Origin of the sequence: Gephyromycinifex aptenodytis (assembly GCF_012277275.1) — a bacterium.
GTDB classification, from domain to species: domain Bacteria; phylum Actinomycetota; class Actinomycetes; order Actinomycetales; family Dermatophilaceae; genus Gephyromycinifex; species Gephyromycinifex aptenodytis.
This window is the reverse complement of record NZ_CP051155.1, coordinates 802,824-827,301: the sequence shown is the minus strand read 5'-3', so window position 1 is coordinate 827,301 and position 24,478 is coordinate 802,824. Positions and strand designations below refer to the sequence as shown.

At 65.7% G+C, this 24,478-nt stretch carries 19 protein-coding genes and 3 riboswitches; of the genes, 12 read left to right on the top strand and 7 right to left on the bottom strand.

Going from position 1 to position 24,478, the window contains the following annotated elements:
• Positions 1-42 precede the first annotated feature (42 nt).
• A complete protein-coding gene (locus G9V96_RS03470; protein WP_168581795.1) occupies positions 43-1,704 on the bottom strand; it encodes an L-lactate permease in 1,662 nt (553 codons plus the stop codon).
• 281 nt (positions 1,705-1,985) lie between these two features.
• Here G9V96_RS03470 and G9V96_RS03465 point away from each other — a divergent pair, with 281 nt between their 5' ends.
• Entirely contained in the window at positions 1,986-2,741 is a 756-nt protein-coding gene (locus G9V96_RS03465; RefSeq protein ID WP_226913436.1) for a FadR/GntR family transcriptional regulator, read from the top strand.
• A 116-nt stretch (positions 2,742-2,857) separates the two neighbouring features.
• Here the strand turns inward: G9V96_RS03465 and G9V96_RS03460 are convergent, their stop codons facing one another.
• The 4 genes from G9V96_RS03460 to G9V96_RS03445 are packed head-to-tail and all read right to left on the bottom strand — an operon-like array spanning position 2,858 to position 8,538.
• Positions 2,858-3,298 carry a 4Fe-4S binding protein gene (locus G9V96_RS03460; protein WP_168581793.1) on the bottom strand — a complete coding sequence of 147 codons (441 nt, stop codon included), beginning with the start codon at positions 3,296-3,298 and terminating at the stop codon, positions 2,858-2,860.
• A gap of 32 nt (positions 3,299-3,330) precedes the next feature.
• On the bottom strand, positions 3,331-6,531 hold the full coding sequence (locus G9V96_RS03455; protein WP_168581792.1) for a molybdopterin-dependent oxidoreductase: 3,201 nt from the start codon (positions 6,529-6,531) through the stop codon (positions 3,331-3,333).
• Complete coding sequence (nrfD, locus tag G9V96_RS03450) at positions 6,531-7,832, bottom strand: NrfD/PsrC family molybdoenzyme membrane anchor subunit (protein ID WP_168581791.1); 1,302 nt, start codon at positions 7,830-7,832, stop codon at positions 6,531-6,533. The genes G9V96_RS03455 and nrfD overlap by 1 nt, the downstream gene beginning before the upstream one ends.
• A 10-nt stretch (positions 7,833-7,842) precedes the next feature.
• Entirely contained in the window at positions 7,843-8,538 is a 696-nt protein-coding gene (locus G9V96_RS03445) for a 4Fe-4S dicluster domain-containing protein (RefSeq protein ID WP_210424454.1), read from the bottom strand.
• Positions 8,539-8,733: 195 nt separating this feature from the next.
• On the opposite strand from G9V96_RS03445, the gene G9V96_RS03440 reads away from it, so the two are divergent.
• Entirely contained in the window at positions 8,734-9,534 is an 801-nt protein-coding gene (locus G9V96_RS03440) for a metalloregulator ArsR/SmtB family transcription factor (protein WP_168581790.1), read from the top strand.
• On the opposite strand, the gene G9V96_RS03435 is transcribed toward G9V96_RS03440, so the two are convergent.
• Positions 9,420-10,049, bottom strand: coding sequence for a hypothetical protein (locus G9V96_RS03435; protein ID WP_168581789.1), 630 nt, complete (start codon positions 10,047-10,049; stop codon positions 9,420-9,422). The genes G9V96_RS03440 and G9V96_RS03435 overlap by 115 nt on opposite strands.
• A 173-nt stretch (positions 10,050-10,222) precedes the next feature.
• A riboswitch (adenosylcobalamin (AdoCbl) riboswitch) is annotated at positions 10,223-10,372 on the top strand.
• An 89-nt stretch (positions 10,373-10,461) separates the two neighbouring features.
• On the opposite strand from G9V96_RS03435, the gene G9V96_RS03430 reads away from it, so the two are divergent.
• The 6 genes from G9V96_RS03430 to G9V96_RS03405 all read left to right on the top strand — a co-directional run bounded on the left by G9V96_RS03430 (position 10,462) and on the right by G9V96_RS03405 (position 17,929).
• Positions 10,462-11,715: an ABC transporter substrate-binding protein gene (locus tag G9V96_RS03430; RefSeq protein WP_168581788.1), complete on the top strand. Its 1,254-nt coding sequence runs from the start codon at positions 10,462-10,464 to the stop codon at positions 11,713-11,715.
• Positions 11,712-12,806 carry a FecCD family ABC transporter permease gene (locus G9V96_RS03425; protein WP_210424453.1) on the top strand — a complete coding sequence of 365 codons (1,095 nt, stop codon included), beginning with the start codon at positions 11,712-11,714 and terminating at the stop codon, positions 12,804-12,806. Before G9V96_RS03430 ends, G9V96_RS03425 begins: the two co-directional genes overlap by 4 nt.
• Positions 12,803-14,536 carry an ATP-binding cassette domain-containing protein gene (locus G9V96_RS03420; protein ID WP_168583813.1) on the top strand — a complete coding sequence of 578 codons (1,734 nt, stop codon included), beginning with the start codon at positions 12,803-12,805 and terminating at the stop codon, positions 14,534-14,536. The genes G9V96_RS03425 and G9V96_RS03420 overlap by 4 nt, the downstream gene beginning before the upstream one ends.
• 58 nt (positions 14,537-14,594) lie before the next feature.
• A riboswitch (cobalamin riboswitch) is annotated at positions 14,595-14,774 on the top strand.
• A gap of 179 nt (positions 14,775-14,953) precedes the next feature.
• Positions 14,954-15,991 carry a FecCD family ABC transporter permease gene (locus G9V96_RS03415; protein ID WP_168581787.1) on the top strand — a complete coding sequence of 346 codons (1,038 nt, stop codon included), beginning with the start codon at positions 14,954-14,956 and terminating at the stop codon, positions 15,989-15,991.
• 89 nt (positions 15,992-16,080) lie between these two features.
• The gene (locus tag G9V96_RS03410) at positions 16,081-16,842 is read left to right on the top strand and encodes an ABC transporter ATP-binding protein (RefSeq protein ID WP_210424452.1); all 762 of its coding nucleotides are present in this window, start codon (positions 16,081-16,083) and stop codon (positions 16,840-16,842) included.
• The gene (locus tag G9V96_RS03405; protein WP_226913623.1) at positions 16,814-17,929 is read left to right on the top strand and encodes an ABC transporter substrate-binding protein; all 1,116 of its coding nucleotides are present in this window, start codon (positions 16,814-16,816) and stop codon (positions 17,927-17,929) included. Before G9V96_RS03410 ends, G9V96_RS03405 begins: the two co-directional genes overlap by 29 nt.
• Positions 17,930-18,090: 161 nt before the next feature.
• On the opposite strand, the gene G9V96_RS03400 is transcribed toward G9V96_RS03405, so the two are convergent.
• A complete protein-coding gene (locus G9V96_RS03400; protein WP_168581785.1) occupies positions 18,091-18,240 on the bottom strand; it encodes a hypothetical protein in 150 nt (49 codons plus the stop codon).
• 2 nt (positions 18,241-18,242) lie between these two features.
• Positions 18,243-18,458: riboswitch (cobalamin riboswitch) on the top strand.
• A 120-nt stretch (positions 18,459-18,578) separates the two neighbouring features.
• Here G9V96_RS03400 and G9V96_RS03395 point away from each other — a divergent pair.
• The 4 genes from G9V96_RS03395 (at position 18,579) to rpsO (ending at position 24,273) form a co-directional block, all read left to right on the top strand.
• On the top strand, positions 18,579-21,473 hold the full coding sequence (locus G9V96_RS03395; RefSeq protein WP_168581784.1) for a ribonucleoside-diphosphate reductase subunit alpha: 2,895 nt from the start codon (positions 18,579-18,581) through the stop codon (positions 21,471-21,473).
• Positions 21,470-22,564 (top strand): ribonucleotide-diphosphate reductase subunit beta, encoded by a 1,095-nt coding sequence (locus G9V96_RS03390; RefSeq protein WP_168581783.1) that lies wholly within the window; start codon positions 21,470-21,472, stop codon positions 22,562-22,564. Before G9V96_RS03395 ends, G9V96_RS03390 begins: the two co-directional genes overlap by 4 nt.
• Positions 22,565-22,967: 403 nt before the next feature.
• Positions 22,968-23,810, top strand: coding sequence for a class I SAM-dependent methyltransferase (locus tag G9V96_RS03385; RefSeq protein ID WP_168581782.1), 843 nt, complete (start codon positions 22,968-22,970; stop codon positions 23,808-23,810).
• A gap of 193 nt (positions 23,811-24,003) precedes the next feature.
• Positions 24,004-24,273 (top strand): 30S ribosomal protein S15, encoded by a 270-nt coding sequence (rpsO, locus tag G9V96_RS03380; RefSeq protein ID WP_168581781.1) that lies wholly within the window; start codon positions 24,004-24,006, stop codon positions 24,271-24,273.
• Positions 24,274-24,478 lie beyond the last annotated feature (205 nt).

Sequence of the window (24,478 nt, the reverse complement as noted above, 5' to 3'; positions counted from 1 at the left end):
AGTGCTGAAGAGAGAAACTCGGGTGGGATGGATCTGATGCGTTCAGGGCAGCAACCACCCCAGTACCGGTGTGGACATGAGCCCGCTGATGAGGCACATGAACACCAGCAACAGCACGCTCCATTTGAAGACCGCCCGCAGAATCGTCGACTCCGATCCGGCGATGCCGATGGCTGACGCGGCGATAGCCAACGACTGCGGGGAGATCATCTTTCCGACCACGCCGCCGGCGGCGCCGGAGCCCACCAGCAGGGCCTTGTGGCCGATCTGATCGCCGACGCTTGCCTGCAGCGAGGAGAACAACAGGTTGGCCGAGGTGTCCGAACCGGTGACATAGGTGCCGATCCAACCCAGGACAGGGGCGAAGAAGGGGTAGAACGCCCCTGCGCCGGCAATCCACAGGCCCAGGCCCAGGGTCTGGCCGGAATCGCCCATGACGAAAGCCAACGCCACGACGGAACCGATCGTGACCATCGTGAACTTGAGTTTCTTGGCGTTGATCCACAACTCACCCAAGACGGTCCGCATCGGCACCTTGTAGATGAGCCCGACGAGCAGGGCGACGATCGCCAACAGGGTGCCCGGCGTGCTCAGCCACCCGAAGGTGAAGGTCGCGTGCGAGGAGTGCTCGCCGGCAGGGGTGAGCAGGCTTTCCAGGCCGGGCCAGGCGAATGTGACGTCGGTGGCGACGAGGGCGGACTTCACGGCGGGGATGGCCGCCACCGAGAACACGGCGATGACCAGGATGTAGGGCACGAGCGCCATGGCGATGGTGCGCGCGTTCAGGTCGGAGGTGTCGGTCTTCTCCGTTGCCACGAATGGCGCCTCGATGCTGGGGTCGATAGGGCGACCTACCCGCGGTACCGCCTCCTGGGAACCCTTCGGGCTCCAGAAACACATGAACACGATGGCGGCGCCGACTGTGATGACGGCGGCGAAGATCTCGGTGAGGTTGTAGACCGCAGTGCTGGCGACGACCCACTTGACGGCGCCGAAGATCGCGCCGACGAACAACCCGATGGGCCAACACTCCACGATGCCCTTCTTGCCGTCGATCACGGCGAGAAGCAGGAACGGGACGATCAGGCACAGCAGGGCACAGATGCGCCCGGTGATCGGTGCTACTTCAGAGACGGGCAGCCCTGCGGTCTGGGCTGCCATGAGAACCGGCAGGCCGACGGCGCCGAAGGCGACCGGCACGGTGTTTGCGAGCAGCGCGGTGATCGCGGCACGCAATTTCGAGAAGCCGATCGCGATGAGCATGACGGTGGCGATGGCCACCGGTGCGCCGAAGCCGGCCAGAGCTTCCAGCAAGCCACCGAAGCAGAAGGCGATGAGCAGGCCGAGAACCCGGGGATCGTCGCTGATGAGGAAGAACGTGGTGCGCAGATCGTCGAAGCGGCCACTGACGACCGTGACCTGGTACATCCAGATCGCGCACAACAGGATCCAAACAATGGGGAAGATGCCGTACACGAATCCATGAGCGCTGGTGCTCAGGGCCATTCCGACCGGCATCGAGAACACGGCTACGGCGATGACGAGGGCTACTGCCCACGAGAGCAGGCCGGCGTAGTGGGCCTTCCAGCGCAGGCCGCCCAGTGTGATGAGCATGACCAGGATCGGCACCATCGCCACTAGGGCCGAGAGCCATTGCTGCGCTAGCGGATTCGGGTTCGGGGTGAATGCTTGGAGTGCGTGCATGGGAACTCCGTCGATCGCAGGGGTGGTGCTGCACGCGCGAACGGTGCGTAACTGCGCGCCGGTCAACCGCCCTGACAGTAAATGGTCCGACCATTAGACAGTAGGGGGGCTTTGTGGTCACCGGGAGGGGCCTCGATGACCACTTTGTGTTAGGTGGGTCACATATCGCGCAGCCGCACTGGCGACGCGCGCCTCACCAGTGCCGACCGCTTGCTTGAGAATGGGGGATGCTGGCACCCGATGATGCGGGCGCCCCGCCACGCCTGCGAGGAGGATGCGCGGTGAACAGCGAGCAGGGCAGCGACGACACCAGCGCGCAGTGGCGCCCGATTCCGCGTACTCGGGCCCATGAACTCGTCATCGATCGCATCGAGGAGCAGATCGCTTCGGGGGCGATCGGGCTCGGTGACCGGTTGCCGGGCGAGCGGGACCTTGCCGCCAAACTCGGGGTCAGTCGCGCCGCCGTTCGCGAAGCGATGCGGGCTCTCGAAGCGATCGGTGTGGTGCGGGCAGGTGTCGGGGTAGGTAAGGACAGCGGCACGGTGCTGTCATCGCTGTCCAGCGAGGCACTCGGGCAGCTGCTGCGGATCCACATCCTGCTGGCGAACTTTCCGATGGCGGACGTCATTGAGGCGCGCGTGATGCTCGAACGGTGGAGCGTGCGATTGGCCGCCGCGCATATGAGTGACGAGGACCAGCAGCGCCTGCGCGACCTGGTACAGCAGATGGAACGCGACGACCTTGGTCGGGAGGAGTTCAACGACCTTGATACGCAATTCCACCTGAACCTGGCCGAAGCTGGGCACAATCGCATCGTCGCCGACTTGACCTGCGCCATCCGTAGCTCGATGCACGCCCCGATTCTGGAGGCGTTCTATGAGAACTCGGACTGGCCGGCAGTGCGGCACGTTTTGCAGGCCGGACACCGTGAGGTCCTGGAGGCGGTGTGTGCCGGCGACGGCTCCGTGGCTGCCGATCAGATCGAGGCGCACATCCGGCAGGCCTTCGCCTGCTTGTCCTGGAAGCAGCTCGGTTGAGAGGCGACGGAACTGCTGCACGGCACCGACGACTGCGCCGCTGAACGCCGGAGAGGCGTTCTGGCTCGCGATCCGCACAGCGTGGCCAGGCGCGCTCATCGCGCCCCTTGCGCGACTCAGCCCAGCTGCGTCCAGAGGTCATCCATGAGGCTGCGCCGAGAGCTGCACGAGGTGCACATGCCGGTCTCACCCGGGTGAAGGTGAACCCGGCAGCGGTTGCAGCGCTCGATGCGGATTCTGGCCAGCCGCACCGGGTCATCGCAGCCCGGTAGCGTGGCAGCCGGGGCGAGTATCTTCTCCGGGCAGCGCTCAACGCATTCACCGCAGCCGGTACAGGCCAGCGGGTCGACGCTCAGTACGACGGTCGTTGGCAGTTGCGCAGCGGCCAACGCCCCGCTGGGGCAGACCGCTACGCAGGTGCCGCAGCCAGTGCAGCCGTCAAGGATGCCGGGACGCGGATGGGAGTGCGGGCCTTGCGGGTCTGCGCTTCGCAGACCCAGCAAGGCCCGTCGATCCACCGAGCCACCCTCGCGTTCGACAGCGAACCAGGCGCTCAACCGCACTCCTTCGCATCCAGCACGAGCCGGGTTCAGACTCGCTCGATCTCGACCCAGGTATCCAACTGGGCAGCCCCGCCACCGATCGGATCACACATGCCGCCACCGCCCACGAGCGTGTCGTCTACCAGGAGTGCGTTGACCGCGAGCCCGGCGTTGCGCGGCCCGGCGTAACCCATCTCTTCATGCATCGGGGTGACGATGCGCGCCGAGTCGTTATGCCCGTAGCCGTCGACCGGCTCGATCCGCTTACCGTCGATCTCGATCACCGAAGCCCCGGAACCGCGATGGCCCAAGGTGGCGTCCGCGCCGATGACTCCGGGACGGATCGCCTGGGTGACGTGGGCGATACCTTCGGCCTCACCGCTGGGGGAGCGCAGCTTGACCCGGTCACCGGAGCTGATTCCGCGCTCTTGGGCGTCCTTGCCCGAGATCGTCACGTAGTTGCTCGGGCGAACCTCCCGCAGCCAGGCGTTCTGCACGGTGCGGTGCGTGCCGTGCTGGCGCGCCTTCCAGTTCACGAATTGCAGCGGGAACCCATCGGTGGGGACCGGGGTGCCGTCGGCGCGTGTCGGGGGGCGCAGCACCGGCAATCCGTCGAAGGGCTTACCGGTCATCGGGTCCTTGGCCGCCGCTACCTTCGCGTCGTAGAACTGGCATAGACCCTCGTAGCGAGCCTTGAGCCATTCACCTTCGTAGCCGTCGACGCGGTTGTCCCTGGCGCCTTCGAATCGTCCACCACGGTTGAGCACATAAACGACCTTGGGCCATTCGACCGGGGTGACGGCCGCCTTCCACAGCTTCTCGTCGAAGTGGCGTCCGAGCGCCTTGGTGCGGGCCGCCGTGAAGATCTGCTGTTCCTCGGCTGAGGCATCCGGAACCGGCTTCTTGCCCGAGTAGGCGACGTTCGCCGCCATCTTCAGCCAGTAGTCCTCGACGGTGTCGAATCGGGTCCCCGGGCCGAACGCGCCTGCGCCCACTCCCGGCAGCTTCAACGCCTTGGCCAACTCCAGGTAGAACCACTCGACGGGGCGTGGCCCGTCGAAGGCCCGCGTCGTCGGTTGCCCGAGCTGGGTGACCTTGTACTGCTGACTCGGGTAGATCGACTCCTGGGTGAACCGCTCGAGGTAGGTCAGGTCGGGCAGGACGTAATCGGCGTAGGCCGAGGTGTCTCCGACATTGGTGTCGAAGCTGACCAGCAGTTTGATCTTGTCCATCTTCTTCAAGGTGGCCGCCTGCCGGTGCGCTCCGGGGGAGGAGTTCAACGGACTGTGCCGGTGGATGAACAACGCATCGAGGCTGTACGGGTAGCCGGCCTCAGCGCTGGGGATGACCTCATGGCACAGGTTGCCGGGGAAGGGGTACCAGCGGCGCTTGGCCGGGTAGCCGTCCTTGGCGAAGAACGAGGTCTTCTCGTAGGCCGTCTTCTCCCGCGTGATCGGAATTCCCCACGCCTTGTTCGCGCCGGGAACCTTCTCCAGGTCGTAGCGGCCCTCCAGGGGGGTGAACTTCTGCTGGGCGGTGATGTGACCGCCCTTCCAGTCGTGGTTACCGATGAGGAAGTTCAGGTAGCCGATCGCCCGGATCGCGTCGAAACCGTTGGTGTGCATCGCGGGTCCGCGGTAGCTCATCACAGCGGCGCGCTTGCCGTGGGAGGTGAACTCCTCAGCGATCCGTTGAGCGATCGGGACATCGACGCCGGCAGCTTCGCAATACTCCTCGACCGTGCGCTCCGACAACCGCTTCTTGAGCAGGTTGAACACCGTTGCGACCTTGACCGGGCCGGAGGGCGTCTCGAGCTCGGCTTCGGCATCGAGGTCGGCAGCGGCTGCAGAGTTAGCGCCGACCGGCGCTCCGGCCACGAGCACGACGGGTTCGCCGTCAGGGACCTTTCCGTCCTCATCCGGCGGTGCCGGCTGGGCCAGACCGAGGTCGATCATGGACAGTTTGGCCCGTTTGGGGTCATCGACTTTGACCAGGTGGGTGGCATCGGTCCAGGTCGGTTCGCCGATCGTTTTCGCGGCGGCCTTACCCGGAGCTCGCAGATACTTCTCGTCGTAGCGTTTGTTATCGATGATTTCGCGACCGATCGCGAACGCCAGCTCTGCGTCGTGGCCCGGCTTGACCGGCACCCACACGTCTGCCTTCTCACCGGTCTTACTCATCCGGGGGTCGATGACGACCATCTTCATGCCGCGCTCGCGGGCAGCTCCGATGCGCGGAGCCAGCCAGGTTGGGCCCTTCTGGGCGGTGAGCGGCTCAGTGCCCCACACGATGAGGTAGTCGCAATAGTCGATGTCGGCGTACATCCGCTTGTGACCGGTGTCCGGGTGCGAGCGGGCGTTGGCCACCACGCTGGTGACACCGCAGGTGCCACCGTGGTTGAACTGGTTGATCGAGCCGAAGGATTTAAGTCCGAACCGCGCACCGATGAGGTACATCCGGTCGCCGCCGAGGATAGCCAGGCCGTTTGAACGCGGCCCCAGCTCGGGGCGTTTGGGGTCCATGAGCTTGGCGCCCCACTTGGCCTCGAAGGCCGCTGCCGTCATCGAACCGTCTTTGACCTTGTCCCAGTCCGCCATCACCGGCTTTTCGGGGGCGAACGCCCACCATGACTTCAACCCGGTGGTGCCCAGCGTGGCATCACCTTCGAGTACCTCTTTGAGGGCCTGTTCCCAGCTGATCGTCTTCCACTTGCCGCTGCCGCGTTCGCCGACCCGCTTCAGCGGGGCGGTGATGCGACGGGCGTCGTGCGCGGTCTGGATCCCGGCCTGGCCTTTCAGGCAGGCGATTCCGCCGGCGCGCGAACGCGCCTCGCGGGTCATCGTCCCGATTCCGGTGACGGCCGCAGCCAGCGGGGTGTCGTACGGCACGCACGGCGCGGGTTGGCTGGTCAACGGGCTGTAGGGGTTGCCCGAGATCTTGCGAATCAACGAGCTGGCCCCGGATTCGCCCGGGTCGGTGAGCCGAACCTTGATCGTGCAGTAGCTGTTGCACTGCATGCACATGGTGTTGATGACGTCGGTTGCGTCGTAGACGTCGTCATCCATACCGGTGCCGTGCGCGGTCGGTTGCGTGAAGGGAGCGCCGAATCCGTCCCGGAACATCAGCCCCACCGCGCCGACCCCGGCGACCGCCGCGGTGCCGCCCAGCACCTTGCGGCGGCTGGGACCGTGCGTTGCGTTCTCCTCGGGGCGTTCGTCGCTCTCGCTGGGCTCGAGGTGTTCGTTCATCAGATCGTCTCCTGCTCAGTGCGCAGTTCCGCGTCCGGCATTCCGGCGTCGGCAGCGATAGCGGCGTGGTCATCAGGGTCTGGCTCATGGATCGGCTGCCACTCCGAGACGAGGCTGTAGACCAGCGCCCCGCCCGCGATGAAGAAGACCGACAGCAGCCACTCGGTGATGGTGGGGAAGTAGTCGCCCGTGGGGTATCCCTCGATCACCGGTGGGATCAGGGGCGGCACGACGATGTTGAAGCGAACACCGATGATCCCGATGACGCAGATCATCGCAGCGGCGACCAGGGCGCCAGTGCGTTTCTTCAGTGGCGACAGGATGATCGCGGCGGGCAGGAGCAAACCCATGAACATCTGCACGATCCAGAACGTCCAGGCGTAGGGGCCGAAGGCCTGCAACATGATGATGCTCTGGTCGTGGTGCTCGAAGGCCAGCAGCGGAACGATGAATTCGTAGAACGTCAGACCGAGGTCGATGAAGATCGCTGCCAGCAGCACCGTCGAGAGGTTACGGATCAGGGCCCGATCAGGAACCCGCCCGGCGCCGCGCGCCTGCCAGTAGTGCACGGCCATCAGCAGTGCGGTGCCGGAGACCATCGCCGAGATGACGAAGATGACCGGGAACAGCCCGCCAGCCCACATGGCTCGGGCCTTGACCACGGCGAAAATGGTCCCGGTTCCGCCGTGCACACCGAAGATCGCCAGGGGGACACCGATCGTGCCCAGGATGCGCATGGTGCGATGTGCGGCCTCGACCGATCGCACGAGCCGCTTCTGAAGCCGGATCGCCACCACGAGTTCTGCGATGAGCAACGCGATATAGAGGGTGTAAAAACGCACCTCCCAGCTCAGCGGGCTCGTCCAGTGGAAGAAGAGCAGCGTGATCGGGGCGCGCTCCATCCGGCCGAGGTCGGCGCCGATGAAGCACAACGCCACCCCCATCGAGACGATGGCCGACAGCAGGGCAGCCCGGCCGATCCGCTCGAACTGGTGCATCCCGAAGACGTAGATGAGGGAGGACACGAGGAAGGCGCCGGCCGACAGGCCGACGAAGTAGATGTAGAACGCCACCCATGCGCCCCACGGCATCGTGGAGGTGAGGTCGGTGGTGGCCAGGCCGCCGAAGACCCGGTTGTACAGACCCCAGGACCCGACCGCCAGGGCGAGCATCAGGACGGCGTACCAGATCGTGCGGGCCCGCGGGTTCAGAAAAGGTGCGGTGTTGGGATCGCGCGACCACCAGTGCGATCGCTGCGGGGATGTGGTGGGGATGCCGCGTGCGCGGGATGCAGTGCTCATGATCAGCCTCTCAGCGCAGGTACCAGACGCGGGGTTCGGTGCCGAGCTCTTCTCGCAGCCTGAACGCTCGGGGGCTGGCGGCGAGCTGGGACACCACGCTGTTCGGATCGTTGAGGTCACCGAAGTAGCGGGCATCGCCGATGCACGTCTCGCAGCAGGCCGGCTCTTCGCCGCGGGCCGTGCGGTGGGTGCAGAAGGTGCACTTGCGTACGGTGCCCACCGGCGGGGTGTAGGAGCCGCGCTTTCCGCGTTGCACGCCGTACTCAGGGGACTGCACGTCGGTGTAGCCCTGCATCTCATCGGAGTACGTGCCACCGAAGTCGAAGGAGCGGGCACCGTAAGGGCAGGCGGTGATGCAGTAGCGACATCCGATGCAGCGCTCGGCGTCGATGACGACCACGCCGTCGCTGTTCTTGTAAGTGGCGTTGACGGGGCACACGCTTACGCACGGCGGCACGTCACATTGCATACAGGGACGGGGCAGGTTCACCCGACGAACGTTGGGGTAGGTCCCGGTCTCTTCTTCGACGACCACGTTGTAGCTCACACCAGGCGGTGTGCGGTTCTCCGCCTTGCATGCCACGGTGCAGGAGTCGCATCCGACGCATTTCTGCAGATCGATGACCATCGCCCAGGAGGGATCCTCTGGAGTGGGCTTGGTATCGCTCGGGCGGGTGGTGTGGATCGTGACGTTCTGTCTGGCCATCTGCGGCGCCTCCGGATAGGTCTGTTCGAAATGCTCACCGCCCCGCTACCGCCTCAGATAGTGCATCCTGGTGACGGTTCGCCTGGTGACGGTTCGCATATTGGGGGACCGGACCCTTGTCGAGCGGAAGCATCCGGTGGCCACGTAACTCCAATACTCCAAAGAAGTATGGAATAGATCGAGAGCGATAGGTCCTTGACATCCGACAACGAGAAGGCGTATAAGGCGCTCGCACTGGTCGGTAAAGCGTTCGCCAACGCCAAACGACTGGAACTGTTGGCTGTGCTCTGCCAAGGGGAGCGGACAGTCGAGTCGTTGGCGCGCGAGTTGGAAGCTGGAGTCAGCACCGTCTCAGCACACCTGCAGGTGTTGAAGCTCACCAGCCTCGTCACCACGCGACAGGAGGGCACGCGGATCTACTACCGCCTCGCCGGGCCTGACGTCGAACAGCTCTACGGCCAGCTCCGCACGGTCGCCAAGGAACGATCGCCCGCGGTCGAGGCGGCAGTGAAGATGGCAGCCGGAGCCTCAGGAGTGGAAGAGATCAGCCCGGGGGAGCTCCTTGAGCAGCTGAATCGAGGTGAGGTGGTCCTCATCGACGTTCGCCCACGTGAGGAGTACGAGGCCGGGCACATTCCTGGTGCGCGTTCGGTGCCGCTGCCCGAGCTGGCCGACGGGTTGGGTGAACACGCCGGGTCGACGAACCTCGTGGCCTACTGTCGGGGCGCCTACTGCGTCATGGCCACAGATGCAGTGCAGCTCCTGCGCTCCAGCGGAGTTGGCGCCCGGCGCCTGCGCGACGGCATGATCGAGTGGCGACTGGCGGGGCTGCCGCTGGCCAGCGGCTCGGGGAATGATGCTGAACCCGGGGATTCGGCGCCTCAGTCGGAGGCAGATTCGCCGTCAGCGCCCGAGGACGCCCAGGATCCCACCACCTCGACGGGGTGTGGAAAGAGGCTGGAATCGAAGTCTCGGCCGCTCTCTACCGATAGGTAGGAGGCGACCAGTCGCCCGATGACGCGATACGTGATCGGTGTGGCGGCGGTGTCGATGGCCACGCACCAGTCTGGGAGCACCGGGATCAGCGAATTCTCGATCGCCTCAGTCTCTTCCCGGCGCAGGCGTTTTGCGTTTTCCAGATCACCCGTGGCCCAGGCGCGGGACTCGGCATCACACAATTCGGCCAGCGCTTCGAGGGCATCGGCGTGGCTCGCGATGTCACTGACCGGGGGGACCCAGGCAACTTCCAGGGTCGTCAGGTCCTCCTCGGCGCTGCGCCTGGCCGCCCGACGCACCAGCGTGTCCAGGGCCGGGAGGGCGCGCTCGAAGGTGTCGACGTTCAGCCACTGCACTGCTGCGCGGAACTGCGCCTGCCAGGACCCGGAGCGAAGAAGCTGCACCAGTTCGGCGTCCGGCGCCTGCGTCACCTGCGCCAGTAGCCGCCATCCGTCCCCGCGTTGCTTGGCGATCATGGCTATCCCGTGGACGGGGTCCTCTTGCTGCATGTTCATCCTGTTCCCTTCGCCGTGGCTCCGGTGAGCCCGCTCGACCGTACCTGCAAACGACCGCCGCCCGAGGTCCGCGGTGGCGCCCGCTACGTGTTGTGTCGCTTGGCGCTGCCTAGGATTCGCGCCGTGATCTGACCGAGGGTCATCGGCCATGTGACCCGCCGGTTGGGATACTCTTCACAGGTCATAGCGACAGCGAGCTCAGGAAGCCGGTGTGAATCCGGCACGGTGCCGCCACTGTGAGTCGATTCCAGAATCGTCGAAGTCAGATCTTGGCGCTGTCGCTCTCTTCTTGGTGGGGGCGGGTCTACCCCTGGAGAGGATGAGCTGTGCGTGCCCTTCTGCTTGCCTACTCATTGGTCTCTTGGCGCCACGCAGTGTCTGTCTCCACCGCGTCACCCGCTTTGGAGTCGCCATGGTTACCAATCGTCACCCTTCCTGCCTGACCTCCCGTCGCCGTTTCATTCTCCCGGTGGCGTGCGCCGCCTCCGCGACGCTGCTGGCAGCCTGCGGCGCAGGCACGCCTACGCCGGGTTCCACCTCTGCTGCGCCCAGCGCCGCAGGCGGTGAAGTAGACGCCAAGGGCTGCGTCACTTCCTACACCGAGGGCAAGGACTACTTCCCCGAGAAGTCGACGATCGAGCACGCCAAGAACTTCACCGTCTCCTACCACGGCAACTACCAGGTGCTCGAGGTCAAACAGAGCTACCAGGAAGGACCGGCGGAAAAGTACGTGCTTTACCGCTGCGGAACCCCCGCCCCGGAGGCCACCGGCGAACTCGCCGGAGCTCAGCAGATCGAGATCCCGGTGGACTCGATCTTCTCCGGATCCACCACCCACATTCCGTTGCTGGCCGACCTGGACCGCATCGATGCGCTCACCGGGGTCTCCTCCGGTGCGATGGTCAGCAACGAGGACGTCCGGGCCCGCCTCGAAGACAAGAAGGTCGTCGAGTACGCACCGCAGCAAGCCATCGACACCGAGCTCGTCATCGGCAAGAAGCCCGACCTGCTCATGACCGGCGGCGTGGATGACCCCACCTACAAGGTGCTGCGGGACAGCGGTGTGCCGGTTGTTGCCAATGCCGAATGGCTCGAGGCGACTCCGTTGGGACGGGCTGAGTGGATCAAGTACATGGCCGCCCTCACCGGGGATGAGGCCAAGGCAGAGAAGGTCTTCGACCAGATCGAGACCGACTACACCAAGGTCGTGCAGGCAGCCAAGACGAGCAAGCCGGTCTCGGTGCTGCCCGGGCAGATGTTCGAAGGCACCTGGAACATGCCCTCGGGGGGCTCCTACGTCGGGGCGCTGCTCAAGGACGCCAACGCCACCTACGCCTGGAGCGGAACGACACCGACGGGCAGCGTCCCGCTGAAGCTCGAGGACGTTTTGACCAAGGCCCGCGACGCCGATGTCTGGCTGATGAGCGCCCCGGTGCAGACCCTGGGCGACATCGTGAAGGACGACCCCCGGTACGCCGAGTTCAAGGCGTTCAAGGAAGGCAACGTGTGGTCCAACAACGCCAAGGTCAACGAGGCCGGCGGTAACGACTACTGGGAGCGCGGGGTCACCCGCCCAGACCTGGTGCTGGCTGACCTGGTCACAATCCTGCACCCGGATGCCGTGCCCGGACACGAGCTCGAGTTCTACCGCAAGGTCACTAAGTGACCTTGACGGCATCCATGTCGGGTTCGAACACCTCCGTGATTGCGCCTGATGAGAGTGTTCGAACCCGCTGGTTGATCGTTATCGGCCTCGTCGCGGCCACGGCAGCGTTGTTTGTCGTGGCCGTGACGAGCGGATCCAGCGAGATCGGTATCCGGGACGCGGTCCGTGTGCTGCTCGGGCAGGAAACCCAGGGTTCGACGACCCAAGTGGTGTTGGCCCGCGTGCGCATCCCCCGGGCGGTCACGGCCGCCTGCGCCGGAGCAGCCCTCGGCGCTGCCGGACTGCAGATGCAGACCCTCTTCCGTAACCCGCTGGCGGACCCCTTCTCGCTCGGTCTGTCCTCCGGCGCGAGTTTCGGCGTCGCCATCCTGGTCACCGGGGTCGGAGCGGGCGCGACCGGTTCTTTCGCGACTGGTTTGAGCGTGCTGGGCCGTTTCGGCACGGTGTCAGCGGCGGCACTGGGAGCCGGCGCGGTGCTCGTCGTCGTCCTGCTGCTAGCCCGCGCCGTGCGGGTTCCGACCACACTGCTCATCGTCGGTGTCATGTTGGGTAGCGCGGTGACTGCGTTGGTCTCTCTCATGTTGACCTGGACCGACCCGCAACGCGCTCAACAGTTCATCGCCTGGGGGCTGGGGAGTTTCAGCGGGACCACGGAGAAGGACATCCTGGTCCTCACCTCCACGACCGCAGCGGGACTGCTGCTTGCCCTGTTGGGCGTCAAGCCGCTGAACGGGCTGCTGCTGGGAGAGAACTACGCCCGCTCACTGGGCGTCAACACCAAACGGATCCGCTTTTCCATCCTTGCGGGTGCCTCGCTGCTGACCGGCGTCGTCACCGCCTTCTGCGGGCCCATCGGCTTCATCGGTATCGCCGTGCCGCACGCGGCCAGACGGATCGTCGGCACCTCAGACCATCGGGTGCTCCTGCCGGCGACGATCTTCTGTGGATCCAGCGCGGCGCTGGGCTGCTCCATCATCTCGATGATTCCGGAGCACATCATCCCGATCAACGTCATCACCTCCCTGGTCGGCGCCCCGGTGGTCATCGCGATCATTCTGCGGAGCAAAGCCATCCAGGGGGTCGCAGCATGAGTGTGTCGGCACATTCACCGCAGCCGCAGGGTGACGGCTCCTTGTCGCTGCGTGAGCTTGCCGTGGGCTATCGCGACGGGCGGCGCCGACATGTGGTGCTGTCCGGGTTGAACGCGCAGGCGCACCCGGGGGAGTTGACCGCTCTCATCGGGCCGAACGGCACCGGAAAGTCGACGTTGCTGCGGACCATCGCCGGTCTGCAACCGGCCCTGGGCGGGGTGGTCGAGCTGTCGGGGCGGCAGCTGGAGTCGATGAGCCCGGGGGATCGGGCTCGCTATCAGGCGATCGTGCTGACCGAGCGGGTAGCGCCGGGCCGGTTGTCGGCACGGGAGATGGTGGCGCTCGGACGGCATCCCCACACCGGATTCCTAGGCCGGTTGACGGCTGAGGACGACCGGCTTGTCGACGAGGCTCTCGTTGCGGTGGGGGCTGCGCGCCTGGCTCATCGCGACCTGGCCGAGCTCTCCGACGGGGAGCGGCAACGGGTGATGACCGCTCGCGCGTTGGCGCAGCAACCCCGGCTGCTGCTCATGGACGAACCGAGTGCGTTCCTGGATGCGCCGGGACGCATCGCCCTGACCGGGCTCATCCGCCGGATCGCCCTCGAACGCAACGTCGTGGCGATCGTCTCTACCCATGAGGTGGACCTTGCGCTCCAGGTTGCGGATCGAATCTGGCTGATCGACCGCGATGGTCGCCTGGACAGCCGCATCCCGGAGGACCTGATGTACGGCGGCCGGCTGGGGGAGGTCTTCGACAGTGAGGACCTTGAGTTCGACGCGCAGCGGGGCGGTTTCCGCCTCGTCGGGAACACCCGCGCCCGGGTCCGGGTGTCAGCGGAGCCCGGTCTGGCTGTCACTCATCTGCTGGCCCGCCGGGGGTGGGCCCGTGACGATGAAGGTCCGTCGGAGGTGGAGCTGCAGTGCGCCCCTCCCGGGCAGGATGTCTGGGAACTCATGGTCGCCGGCCGGACGCAACAGGTTCAGGGTCTGGACGCCCTCGCCCGCTTCCTGGCAGCCGATCCCGACACCGAACACTTCGCCCGGGTGGGGCCGCAACGGGTACGCGAGGCGGTGGCCCAGGCTGCCAGCTTCGGCCCGTACTTCACCGTCGCCTTCGGTGAGGAAGGGGTTGGTCTGCAGGCGTTCGATGACCAGCAGCTGCAACGCTACTGCCAACAGACGGCGGCCCGGTTGGGCAGCCAGGAGCTGCGGGTCGGTACCTTGACCTGGCAGTTCTCCCTGCTGGCTCGGATCTGGTCGCTCCTGGTCGGTCCCTGGGCACAGTCGCGCGTCATACCCGACCTCGACGGGCTGCGGGTGCGCGAAGAAGGTAGCGCCTTCGGGGTCTGCCTGACCGTCTCCGGCGGGTGGTTGGATTTGGGCGCCACCCCTGAGCAGGTGGCCTCGGTGATGGTCGCCGAGGTCCGCCGACTCAGCGAACCGCTGCATGCGCAACTTCGCGACACGACCCGGATCGCGACGGGTCTGCTGGCCGGAAACCGCGCGGCGGCTGCGATCGGCGCGGTCCGCGCAGCGCAATCCCTATTGGGGGAGGGTGACCTGGACCCGTTGCTGGACGCGCTTCTGGCCCAGCCGCTGATCGGCGATCACGTCGACGTGGAGCAGGGATCGGTCCTTCGCCGAAGCTGCTGTCTGTACTACCGCGGCGAGTCCGGCGGCACTTGCCCGGATTGCCCCGTGACGCCGAGCGATCAGCGGGCGACCTAGCAGCGGGACGTGCTCGCGGAACGTCTCATTCATCCTGTCCACAGCCTCGCTGCAGACCTGCTAGATTGCCAACGCCAGTCGCCCCTAGGGGCCAGGGAACTCGGTGAAACTCCGAGACTGACGCGCAGCGGTAAGGCGGACGGCGAGGCGACAAGCCACTGGAGGCTCACACACTCTGGGAAGGCGCCTCGGCCGGGCGAAGCCGAGTCCGAAGACCTGCTGGTGTTCGCCTGCGCTTCCGCGCGGGCGGGTCGACGACAAAAGCCTCGCGAACAAGGCTTACCGATCCAAGGGGCGCACTGTGCCACATGTAGAAACCGCGCTTCACTGCTGCCTGGGTACAGGCCGGCCACCTCACCATGCCGCGGACGCAGGCACGAGGACGGCCACGGCCGACTCGTCGAACCCTGAAGCGTGATGGCTTCTACCAAACGGCTGCCGTTCGTGCCGCTGCTGTTGATCCTCATGGTGGTGTGCCTGGTCAGCGTGGTGATCTCGTTGGCTTTCGGGTCCGAAAGCATCGCGGTATCCGAGGTGATCAAGGTCGTGCAGGGTCGCCTCAGCGACCATCAGACCAGCGGTCCTTTCGATGTGATCGTGTGGGAACTTCGTTTGCCACGGGCGCTGCTAGCGGTCACCGTCGGCGCAGGGTTATCCCTGGCCGGCGCCGGAATGCAAACCCTGGTCCGCAACCCGCTGGCTGATCCGTACCTTCTGGGCATCTCGGCGGGGGCCGCCGTGGGCGCCACTGCGGTCATCACCTTCGGGGCGCTGAGCAGCCTGGGTATCTACGCGCTGTCCTTGGGGGCACTGATGGGGGCGCTGGGATCAGCGATGCTGGTCTACCTGATCGCGATGGCCCAAGGCGGACTCAACCCGCTACGTCTCGTGCTCTCAGGTGTGGTGATGGGTTCGGCGTTGTCCTCCATCGCCTCGTTCATGGTCTTTCTCAGCGACGACCGCGCCGCCAACTCGGTCCTGTATTGGATGTTGGGCTCGGTCGCCGGTGCCACCTGGGAGCGGCTCGTGCCACCCGTGGTGGCGGTCGTCCTGGCGAGCATCCTCATGTTCGCGGTGCACGGGTGGCTGGATGCGCTGGCGACCGGGCCCGACACCGCGGCCGCGCTCGGCATCAACGTCAAACGTCTGCGCACAGGGCTGTTCGTTGGCCTCGGCGTACTGATCGGGGTGCTGGTGGCCGTCAGCGGCGGGATCGGCTTCGTGGGGTTGATCGTGCCGCACGCCGCGCGCATCCTCGTCGGGGCCAGGCATCGGGTGCTGTTGCCGGTGGCCGCACTCGGCGGGGCCGTGTTCCTGTTGTGGGTGGATGTGCTCTCCCGGATGGCGGCACGTCCCCAGGAGATTCCGTTGGGGGTTGTCACCGGCGTCATCGGCGCTCCTGCGTTCCTGTTGCTCATGGGGCGTCGCCGCTACGAGTTCGGGGCCTCCTCATGAGGTGGTCCCGTCCGTTCGCCGCCGCTCGTGCGGGAGCGACGATTCCGGCGGACAGCTGTGAAAAGCCGCTGGGTATCCAGGTGCGCGGGGTGTCCGCGGCCGTGTCAGGCAAAGTCATCGTCAGCGATGTCGATCTGGAGATCGCGCGAGGCAGCAGGGTCGCGCTGGTCGGCACCAACGGCGCCGGTAAATCCACGTTGTTGCGCGCCATCTCCGGAATCACCCGTCCGGCGGCCGGCGCCGTGCTGCTGGACGGTGAGGACATTCACGCCATGCCCGGCCGGCAACGGGCTCGCAAGATCGCCTTCGTGGGCCAGGAAGAGCACCCACCCGCTGAGCTGCGGTTGGACGAGATGGTGGCACTCGGACGGATCCCCAATCGAGCGCCGTGGGAACTCGGAGCGTCTGACGACCACCGGATTGTGCGGGAATCCCTTTCCGTGGTGGGGCTGCTCGATCGGATCGATGACACCTGCGACCGGCTCTCCGGCGGTGAACGGCGCCGGGCGGTCTTGGCGCGGGGTCTGGCCCAGGGCTGCTCGGTGCTCATGTTGGACGAACCCACCAACCATCTCGACATCCGCTGGCAGATCAAGCTGCTTGAGCTGATCGCCGCTTACGAGGGCACCGTAGTGGCGGCCATGCATGACCTTGACCTTGTACTGCGTCACTTCGATGCAGTTGCCGTTCTGCATGCCGGGAAGGTTTGGGCTTTCGGAGCGCCGCACGAGGTGTTCACGCCTGAATTGCTGGCCGAGACCTTCGCGGTGACGACGTGCCAGATCCGGCACCCCAGCCGTGACCAATCACATTTGCTCATTGATGGACGAAAGGACGATTTTGATGAATAAAAAGATTCCCACTGGGGTTGCCTGCGCTTCAGCGCTGATGATGGTGATCGCCGGCTGTGGCACGGACTCTTCCGAGCCTGCAGCCGCGAAGAAGGACGGCGCCGGAAAGATCACGGTCACCAACTGCGGCCAAGAGCTCACCGTTGACAAACCCATCTCGAAGATGTTCGTCAACGATGGAAACATTATCTCCATTGCGCTGGCAGCAGGGGCCCATGACCAGATCACCGCGGTCAGCAGCCTGCAGCGGGATGAAGACGTGGTCGCGTTGGCCTTCGGTAAGGATGCGACCAGCGATCTCAAAGTCGCGGCCAAGGAGTATCCCTCGCTGGAGAATGTGCTCGCTGCCCAGCCAGATCTGATGTTCGCAGGCTGGGGCTACGGCTTCACCGAATCGAAGAACATGACACCCGAGGTGCTCAAGGAGAAGGGTATTCCCTCGTACCTGTTGAGTGAGACCTGCCGCCAGGAGGGTGGGGCGCGCGGCACGATGAACCCCTGGGAGGCACTGACGCATGACATCACCTCAATTGGGGCGCTCACCGGTAATGTCGACACGGCAGCGCAATCCGTCGGTGAGATCGAGGCTCGGCGGGAGGCGCTCGAAAAGGCGCCAAAGCCGAAAGAGAAGCCCACCGCTTTTCTGGTCGACTCGCCGAGCGACACTATTCTCAGCTGCGGTTCCTTTGGGGCACCGCAAGCGATCTTCGATTCGGCCGGTGTCACCAACGCGTTAGAAGATGTCGAAGATACCTGGACTCAGGTGAGCTGGGAACGGCTGGCCACGGCCGATCCCGACATCATGTATTTCGTCGAGTATCCCGGCATGAGCTACGCCGACAAGATCGCCGCGTTGCAGGCGAACCCGGCCACGAAGAACTTGGCGGCGGTCAAGGAGAAGCGCTTCGTTAACTTGCCCTACGCCATGTGGACCTCCGGCCCGCTCAACATCGACGCTGCCGAGTATGTGCGCAAGTCGCTGGAGCACTACGGGCTGGCCCCGAAGAGCAACATCACCACCAAGCTCGACATCGCCAAGCTGAGCGACTTGCCCGGTAACGAGTGGCTCGCCACCGCCAAGAGCTAGACGCCCACTGCCTCCCGGCGAGCCGTCACTTAGGACTGACGGCTCGCCGCATGCTGCCCGCGAGCCGTCACTGAGAGTTGACGGCTCGCGGGGGGCCGCAAGGATCGCCCCACGCGGTGGGATCAGGCTGCTGCCCGGTGGGAGACAGCACCCGCGGCCGATCAGCCCAGCCCATCCAGATCGCCCATCACCTGCGCCGAGTGCCGCCACTGCGCATCGAACAGGGTCCGGTCACCCCGGGGGTGCGCCTGCGCCCCGGAGTCCGCACGCGACACGACATATGGGGTCTCGTCTCTCGGCGGGTGCGACATGTAGTGTCTCCTCTGCTGGTGGTCCACTGTTCCCGTCTTGACGGGATCAGTGGGGTAAGAGGGAACCCGGTGTGAATCCGGGACTGCCCCGCAGCGGTAAGTGGGAACGAACCTCGTCAAGAGCACTGGGCCTGGCGGCCTGGGAAGCGACGGGTAGTAGGCGGCACACACGTGCCTGGCCCGCGAGTCCGAAGACCTGCCACCGGCGCGTGCGGCAACGTGCCGTGCGCGTCCGCGACCCCGAGGGAGGGTCGGCGCGACCTACGGCAGTGTCGTCCTGCGCTGCCGCTCGTCGTCCCCTCCTGTCGCGGTCCGTTCGATCTGCGAGGAGCCAGACGATGACGATGACCACCTCTCCGCCAGCCGACCCTTTCGATGCCACATCCGATGACCACGACGGATCGCGTGCGCCGACCGGGCTGCGTGTCACCCGCCGCGACGGCACCGTGTCCGAGTTCGACCAATCCCGAATCGCCGTCGCGATCAGCAAGGCATTTCTCGCCGTCGAGGGCGACAGCGCCGCAGCCTCCTCTCGGCTGCACCGTGTCGTGGAGGAACTCACCACTGCGGTGACCACGTCGCTGCGCCGCCAGGCCCCGGTGGGGATGCCCGTCCACATCGAGCACATCCAGGACCAGGTGGAACTGGCGCTGATGAGAGCCGGGCATCACCAGGTGGCCCGCGCCTACGTGTTGTACCGCGAGGAACACGCCCGGGCCCGATCTGCTCGCCAGCCCGAGCAAAGCCAGCCGCAGGAGAGCGGCACCCGGCTACCTGCGGTCGGTGTCGTCCTGGCCGATGGCACCTCGGTTCCCGCCGACTGGCAGCGGGCTCGCGTCCTGCTGGAGCAGTCGACTGCGGGCATCGCTGATGTGGCTGGTGAACCTGTGCTGGCCGAGATGGCCCGCACCGTCTACGACGGCATGAGCGAGGCCGAGTTCGCCTCCTGCCTCGTTCTGGGCGCGCGAACCCTGGTGGAGAAGGAACCGAACTACTCGCGGGTGGCGGCGCGGCTGCTCCTGGACCGGATGCGCACCGAAGCGCTCAGCCACCTCGCCAAAGAACCCCAGCACGCCGACGCCGAGCAGATGCGCGACATCTACCCGCGCTATTTCCGCGAGTACCTGCACCGGGCAGTCCAGATCGGGCGGGTCGACCCCGAACTGCTCAACTTCGACCTCGACCGGATCGCGGCAGCGCTGATCGGCGACCGCGACCTCGAGTTCAACCTCCTGGGGCTGCAGACCGTCTACGACCGCTATGTGCTGCACGAGAACGGCACCCGGTTCGAGCTGCCGCAGGCGTTCTTCATGCGGGTTGCGATGGGCCTGGCCCTGCGCGAGGACGACCGCGAGGAGCGCGCCATCGAGTTTTACCGGCTGCTCTCCGATTTTGACGTCATGACATCGACGCCGACCCTGTTCAACGCCGGCACGACCAGGCCTCAGCTGTCCAGCTGCTTCTTGACCACGGTCGCCGACGACCTCGACAGCATCTTCGGCTCCTACCGCAACAACGCGCTGCTGGCGAAGTACTCGGGCGGGCTCGGCAACGACTGGTCTCCCGTGCGTGGCCTCGGCGCCCACATCCACGGCACGAACGGGCAGAGCCAGGGCGTGGTGCCGTTCCTGAAGATCGCCAACGACACCACGGTGGCGGTCAACCAGGGCGGCAAGCGCAAGGGCGCCGCGTGCGCCTACCTGGAGACTTGGCACATCGACATCGAGGAATTCCTCGACCTGCGTAAGAACGCCGGAGATGACCGGCGCCGAACCCACGACATGAACACGGCGAACTGGATCCCAGACGAGTTCATGCGGCGGGTGGAAAACGGAGGGCAATGGACGCTCTTCAGCCCCGACGAGACCCCCGATCTGCACGACCTCGTCGGTGCCGAGTTCTCCGCGCGCTACGCCGAATACGAAGCGGCCGCCGATCAGGGGCAGATCCGGGTGTGGCGCCGGGTTGAGGCCACGACCCTGTGGCGGCGGATGCTGACAATGCTCTTCGAGACCGGGCACCCGTGGATCACCTTCAAGGACCCGTGCAACCTGCGCAGCCCGCAACAACATGTCGGCGTCGTGCACTCCTCGAACCTGTGCACCGAGATCACGTTGAACACCAGCGTCGATGAGGTGGCCGTGTGCAACCTCGCCTCGATCAACCTCGCCCGGCACGTGAGCGCCCAGGGTGGACTGGACACCGAGAAACTGCGGCGCAGCGTGCGCACGGCAGTGCGGATGCTCGATGACGTCATCGACATCAACCACTACACGATCCCGGCCACCCGCCGCTCCAACCTTCGACACCGTCCGGTCGGGTTGGGACTCATGGGTTATCAGGACGCGCTGTTCGTCCTGGGGTTGCCTTTCGCCAGCAAGGAAGCGGTCGAGTTCGCCGACACCTCCATGGAGGCGATCAGCTACTACGCCATCGAAGCCAGCGCCGACCTTGCCGCCGAGCGCGGTGCCTACCCCAGCTTCGAGGGCTCGCTGTGGAGCCGCGGCATCCTGCCCATCGATTCGTTGGCGCTGCTGAAGGAGGCGCGCGGCGAGGGCGAGCTCGAGGTGGACACGTCCTCGACGCTGGATTGGGGCCGGTTGCGCGACCACGTGCGGGCGCTGGGGATGCGTAACTCCAATGTGATGGCCATCGCCCCGACCGCGACCATCAGCAACATCTGCGGCGTCAGCGCCTCGATCGAACCGCAGTTCCAGAACCTGTTCGTCAAATCCAACATGTCGGGCGACTTCACGGTGGTCAACGCGCACCTCGTCGCGGCGTTGAAGGAGCGCGGACTGTGGGATGAGGTGATGGTCGCCGACCTGAAGTACTTCGACGGTTCGCTCAACGAGATCGATCGAGTGCCCCAGGACGTACGAGACCTGTTCGCCACCGCGTTCGAGATCGAGCCCCGTTGGCTCGTGGCGGCGGCCGCCCGCCGACAGAAGTGGATCGACCAGGCGCAGTCCCTCAACCTGTACGTCGCCGCCCCCAGCGGCCGGGCTCTGGACGAGTTGTACCGGCACGCCTGGAAGGCCGGTCTGAAGACCACCTACTACCTGCGAGCCCGAGCCGCCACCCAGGTGGAGAAGTCCACTCTGGCCGGCACCGACGGCCGCCTGAACGCAGTGGCCCCCGGTGCGCCGAGCGCGCCACTGCAGGCAGCACCGCCCGCGCAGGTCCCTGCCGCCTGCTCCATCACCGACCCCGATTGTGAGGCCTGCCAGTGAGCACCCACGTAGACAACGACCTGCAGACGGCATCACCGACCGCCAGTTTCGACACCATTCGCGCCTCGGACTCCGGGCGGGTCAGCGTGGACGACAAGGCGATGATCAACTCCCGCGCCGACGTCAACCAATTGCTGCCGATGAAGTACGGCTGGGCATGGGAGAAGTACCTGGCCGGTTGCCACAACCACTGGATGCCCACCGAGGTCTCCATGCAGGCCGATATCGCCCAGTGGCGTTCACCGGATGTGCTGACGCCTGACGAGCGACTGATGCTGAAGCGGAACCTCGGGTTCTTCGCCACCGCTGAGTCGCTGGTTGCGAACAACATCGTCCTGGCGGTGTACCGGCACATCACCAACCCCGAATGTCGTCAGTACCTGCTGCGTCAGGCATTCGAGGAGGCCGTGCACACGCACACCTTCCAATACATCTGCACCAGCCTCGGCCTGGAAGACGGCGAGCTGTTCAACATGTACCGCGAGGTGCCCTCGATTACGGACAAGGATGCGTGGGCTCTGGAGTACACGACGAACCTGGAATCGGGGGAGTTCGTCACCGGCACTCCGGAGGCTGACCAGGCGTTCCTGCGCGACCTGGTCGCGTTCTACGTCGTCTTCGAAGGCATGTGGTTCTACACCGGTTTCGCCCAGATTCTGTCTCTGGGGCGCCGGGGCAAGATGGTCGGCATCGCCGAGCAGTACCAGTACATCCTGCGTGACGAGTCGATCCACCTGAACTTCGGTATCGACTGCATCAACCAGATCAAGCTGGAGAACCCGCACCTGTGGACTCCGCAGTTCCAGGAAGAAGTGCGCACCATGCTCACCGAAGCCTGTGCGCTGGAGATCGCCTACGGCCGAGACACCATGCCCCGGGGGATGCTCGGGATGACGGTCAGCCACGTGGAGCAGTACATGCACTTCATCACGGATCGTCGATGCGTTCAGCTGGGGCTCCGACCCATCTTCGGGGAGACCGAGAACCCCTTCCCTTGGATGAGTGAATCGATGGATCTGGTCAAGGAGAAGAACTTCTTCGAAACCCGAGTCACCGAATACCAGACCGGTGGGTCGTTGAGTTGGGAATGAGCTAGGCGGCCCGCGGCGTCGGTGCCGGGTCGCGTCGTGCTTGGCCCCCTGGGCGGGCGCGGGCGGCTCAGCCCCGAAGCTTCGCGGCAGTCGCCTTGGTACGGGCGGGGTCTGGGTCTCTTCGGGGGGGCCCGGACCCCGCTCGGTTGTCTTAGCGCCTTCTCCGCTCGCCCAGGTGCGAACAATCAGCCCGTCGGTGGTGCGACACCACTGCTGCAACTTGCCTGCACAAACTGCGCCCGCCCACGCCGTCGTTGCCCGTCTGGACCGGGTCGAGCGGATGCCCTCTGGCGAGCTCCACCACAGAACGAGCGTGGCGCGAGCAACACCCAGGATGCCTCGACGCTCATAGCGGGCATCGTTAGGTTAGGGATACCTAAACATCACCCAGAGGGAGGGACTCGTGGCCATACCAAACCGTGCGCCTATCGACCTGTACGGAACCGCCGTGGGCGCCACCCTCGCCACGTCGCTGCATGCGCGCGCGAAAGCGGGCGAGAAGTATGACGTCGGTGATTGGCGGGACCCCCAGGCGGAGGAAGCGTGGGCGGCGCTGGAGCAGATGACCCGCGAGCGGGGCGGCGACATCCACACGATCCTGCAAACCGACCAGATGACCCTGGTCGGTACGGTGCTGCGTTCGCAGGCCATTGACGAGAGGGTGCGTGAATTCGCCCGGGCGCACGGTCATGTGCAGGTGGTGACGCTCGGGGTGGGGTTGTGCAATCGCGCGAGTCGGCTCGCCGACCTGGATGCCGACTGGATCGGCGTAGACACCGAAGGAGTGATCGCTCTGCGTCGCAAGATCCTGCCGCAGGACCCCACGCGGTTGGTGAATGGTTCGGTAACTCAGCGTCATTGGCTCTCTGAGGTGGAACCGGCCGGTCCCACGGTGATCGTGGCCGAGGGGCTACTGATGTACCTGGACCGACCTACCGTCACCCAACTCCTGGTGCGGCTGGGCGATCACTTCGCGTCCCCGGCCCGTCTCATCGCCGACCTGCACCACAGCCTCCTGGTCCTGCCCAAGGCGCACATCGCCAAGCTGACCGGGGCCGACTTCCACTTCGGGGCAAAGAGCCCGGCTGCCTTTGCGCAGTTGGCCCCGGGTTGGCGCCTGGCGGCCACCGACGACACGATGGCACCCATCTCCGAGAACGCGGCGCGAATCTCCAAGGCGTTCGCCACGATCAGCCGTGGTCAGATGTACGGGGTCGTCACGCTCGACCGCGCTCACTGGTCCTGACCAGCTCGCCGACGAGGGCCGTCTTCTGTCCTCGTTGAGGGCCCCGTTGGGGTGCGCCGTCGGGGTGCGCCGGTGATTAGGGCGCATGAGGATGCGCTGGTAACGTGGCCTACTGCCGTCTAACGGCCGCGGAGAGAGAGCGCCGGGAGGATTCGCCCCCGAGCACCGCGCAACGAGCGAAAAGGAGTCGAGCGTGCCACTGGACACGGAGACCAAGAAGAAGATCATGGCCGAGTACGGCACGGGCGAGAACGACACCGGTTCGCCCGAGGTGCAGATCGCGATGCTCACGCAGCGCATCAAGGACCTGACGGAGCACTCGCGCGAGCACAAGCACGACCACCACAGCCGCCGCGGCCTGCTGCTGCTCGTCGGTCGTCGCAAGCGCATGCTGCGCTACCTTGAGAGCACTGACATCGAGCGCTACCGTTCGCTTATCAAGCGACTGGGTCTGCGTCGTTGACATTTGACTTCGGTCGGGGCGGCTTTCCCATCGGGGAAGCCGCCCCGTCTGCATGTCTACTGTTCATCGGTGAGCCTGCGTCCTAGGGCGCAGCAACCCGAACACCCGAGATTTCCGGCACCGGTGGTGCTGGAGGGGGCTTGGCCCCCACGCGCTCATCAGCGCATGAACGTACGACTCGCACACAACGAAGATGTGCGCTGTC

Excerpts from the sequence above, each read along its gene's own strand:
- G9V96_RS03470 (WP_168581795.1), bottom strand. The coding sequence starts at position 1,704 with ATGCACGCACTCCAAGCATTCACCCCGAACCCGAATCCGCTAGCGCAG.
- G9V96_RS03455 (WP_168581792.1), bottom strand. The coding sequence starts at position 6,531 with ATGAACGAACACCTCGAGCCCAGCGAGAGCGACGAACGCCCCGAGGAG.
- nrfD (WP_168581791.1), bottom strand. The coding sequence starts at position 7,832 with ATGAGCACTGCATCCCGCGCACGCGGCATCCCCACCACATCCCCGCAG.
- G9V96_RS03445 (WP_210424454.1), bottom strand. The coding sequence starts at position 8,538 with ATGGCCAGACAGAACGTCACGATCCACACCACCCGCCCGAGCGATACC.
- G9V96_RS03435 (WP_168581789.1), bottom strand. The coding sequence starts at position 10,049 with ATGAACATGCAGCAAGAGGACCCCGTCCACGGGATAGCCATGATCGCC.
- G9V96_RS03430 (WP_168581788.1), top strand. The coding sequence starts at position 10,462 with ATGGTTACCAATCGTCACCCTTCCTGCCTGACCTCCCGTCGCCGTTTC.
- G9V96_RS03420 (WP_168583813.1), top strand. The coding sequence starts at position 12,803 with ATGAGTGTGTCGGCACATTCACCGCAGCCGCAGGGTGACGGCTCCTTG.
- G9V96_RS03415 (WP_168581787.1), top strand. The coding sequence starts at position 14,954 with ATGGCTTCTACCAAACGGCTGCCGTTCGTGCCGCTGCTGTTGATCCTC.
- G9V96_RS03405 (WP_226913623.1), top strand. The coding sequence starts at position 16,814 with ATGGACGAAAGGACGATTTTGATGAATAAAAAGATTCCCACTGGGGTT.
- G9V96_RS03400 (WP_168581785.1), bottom strand. The coding sequence starts at position 18,240 with ATGTCGCACCCGCCGAGAGACGAGACCCCATATGTCGTGTCGCGTGCG.
- G9V96_RS03395 (WP_168581784.1), top strand. The coding sequence starts at position 18,579 with ATGACGATGACCACCTCTCCGCCAGCCGACCCTTTCGATGCCACATCC.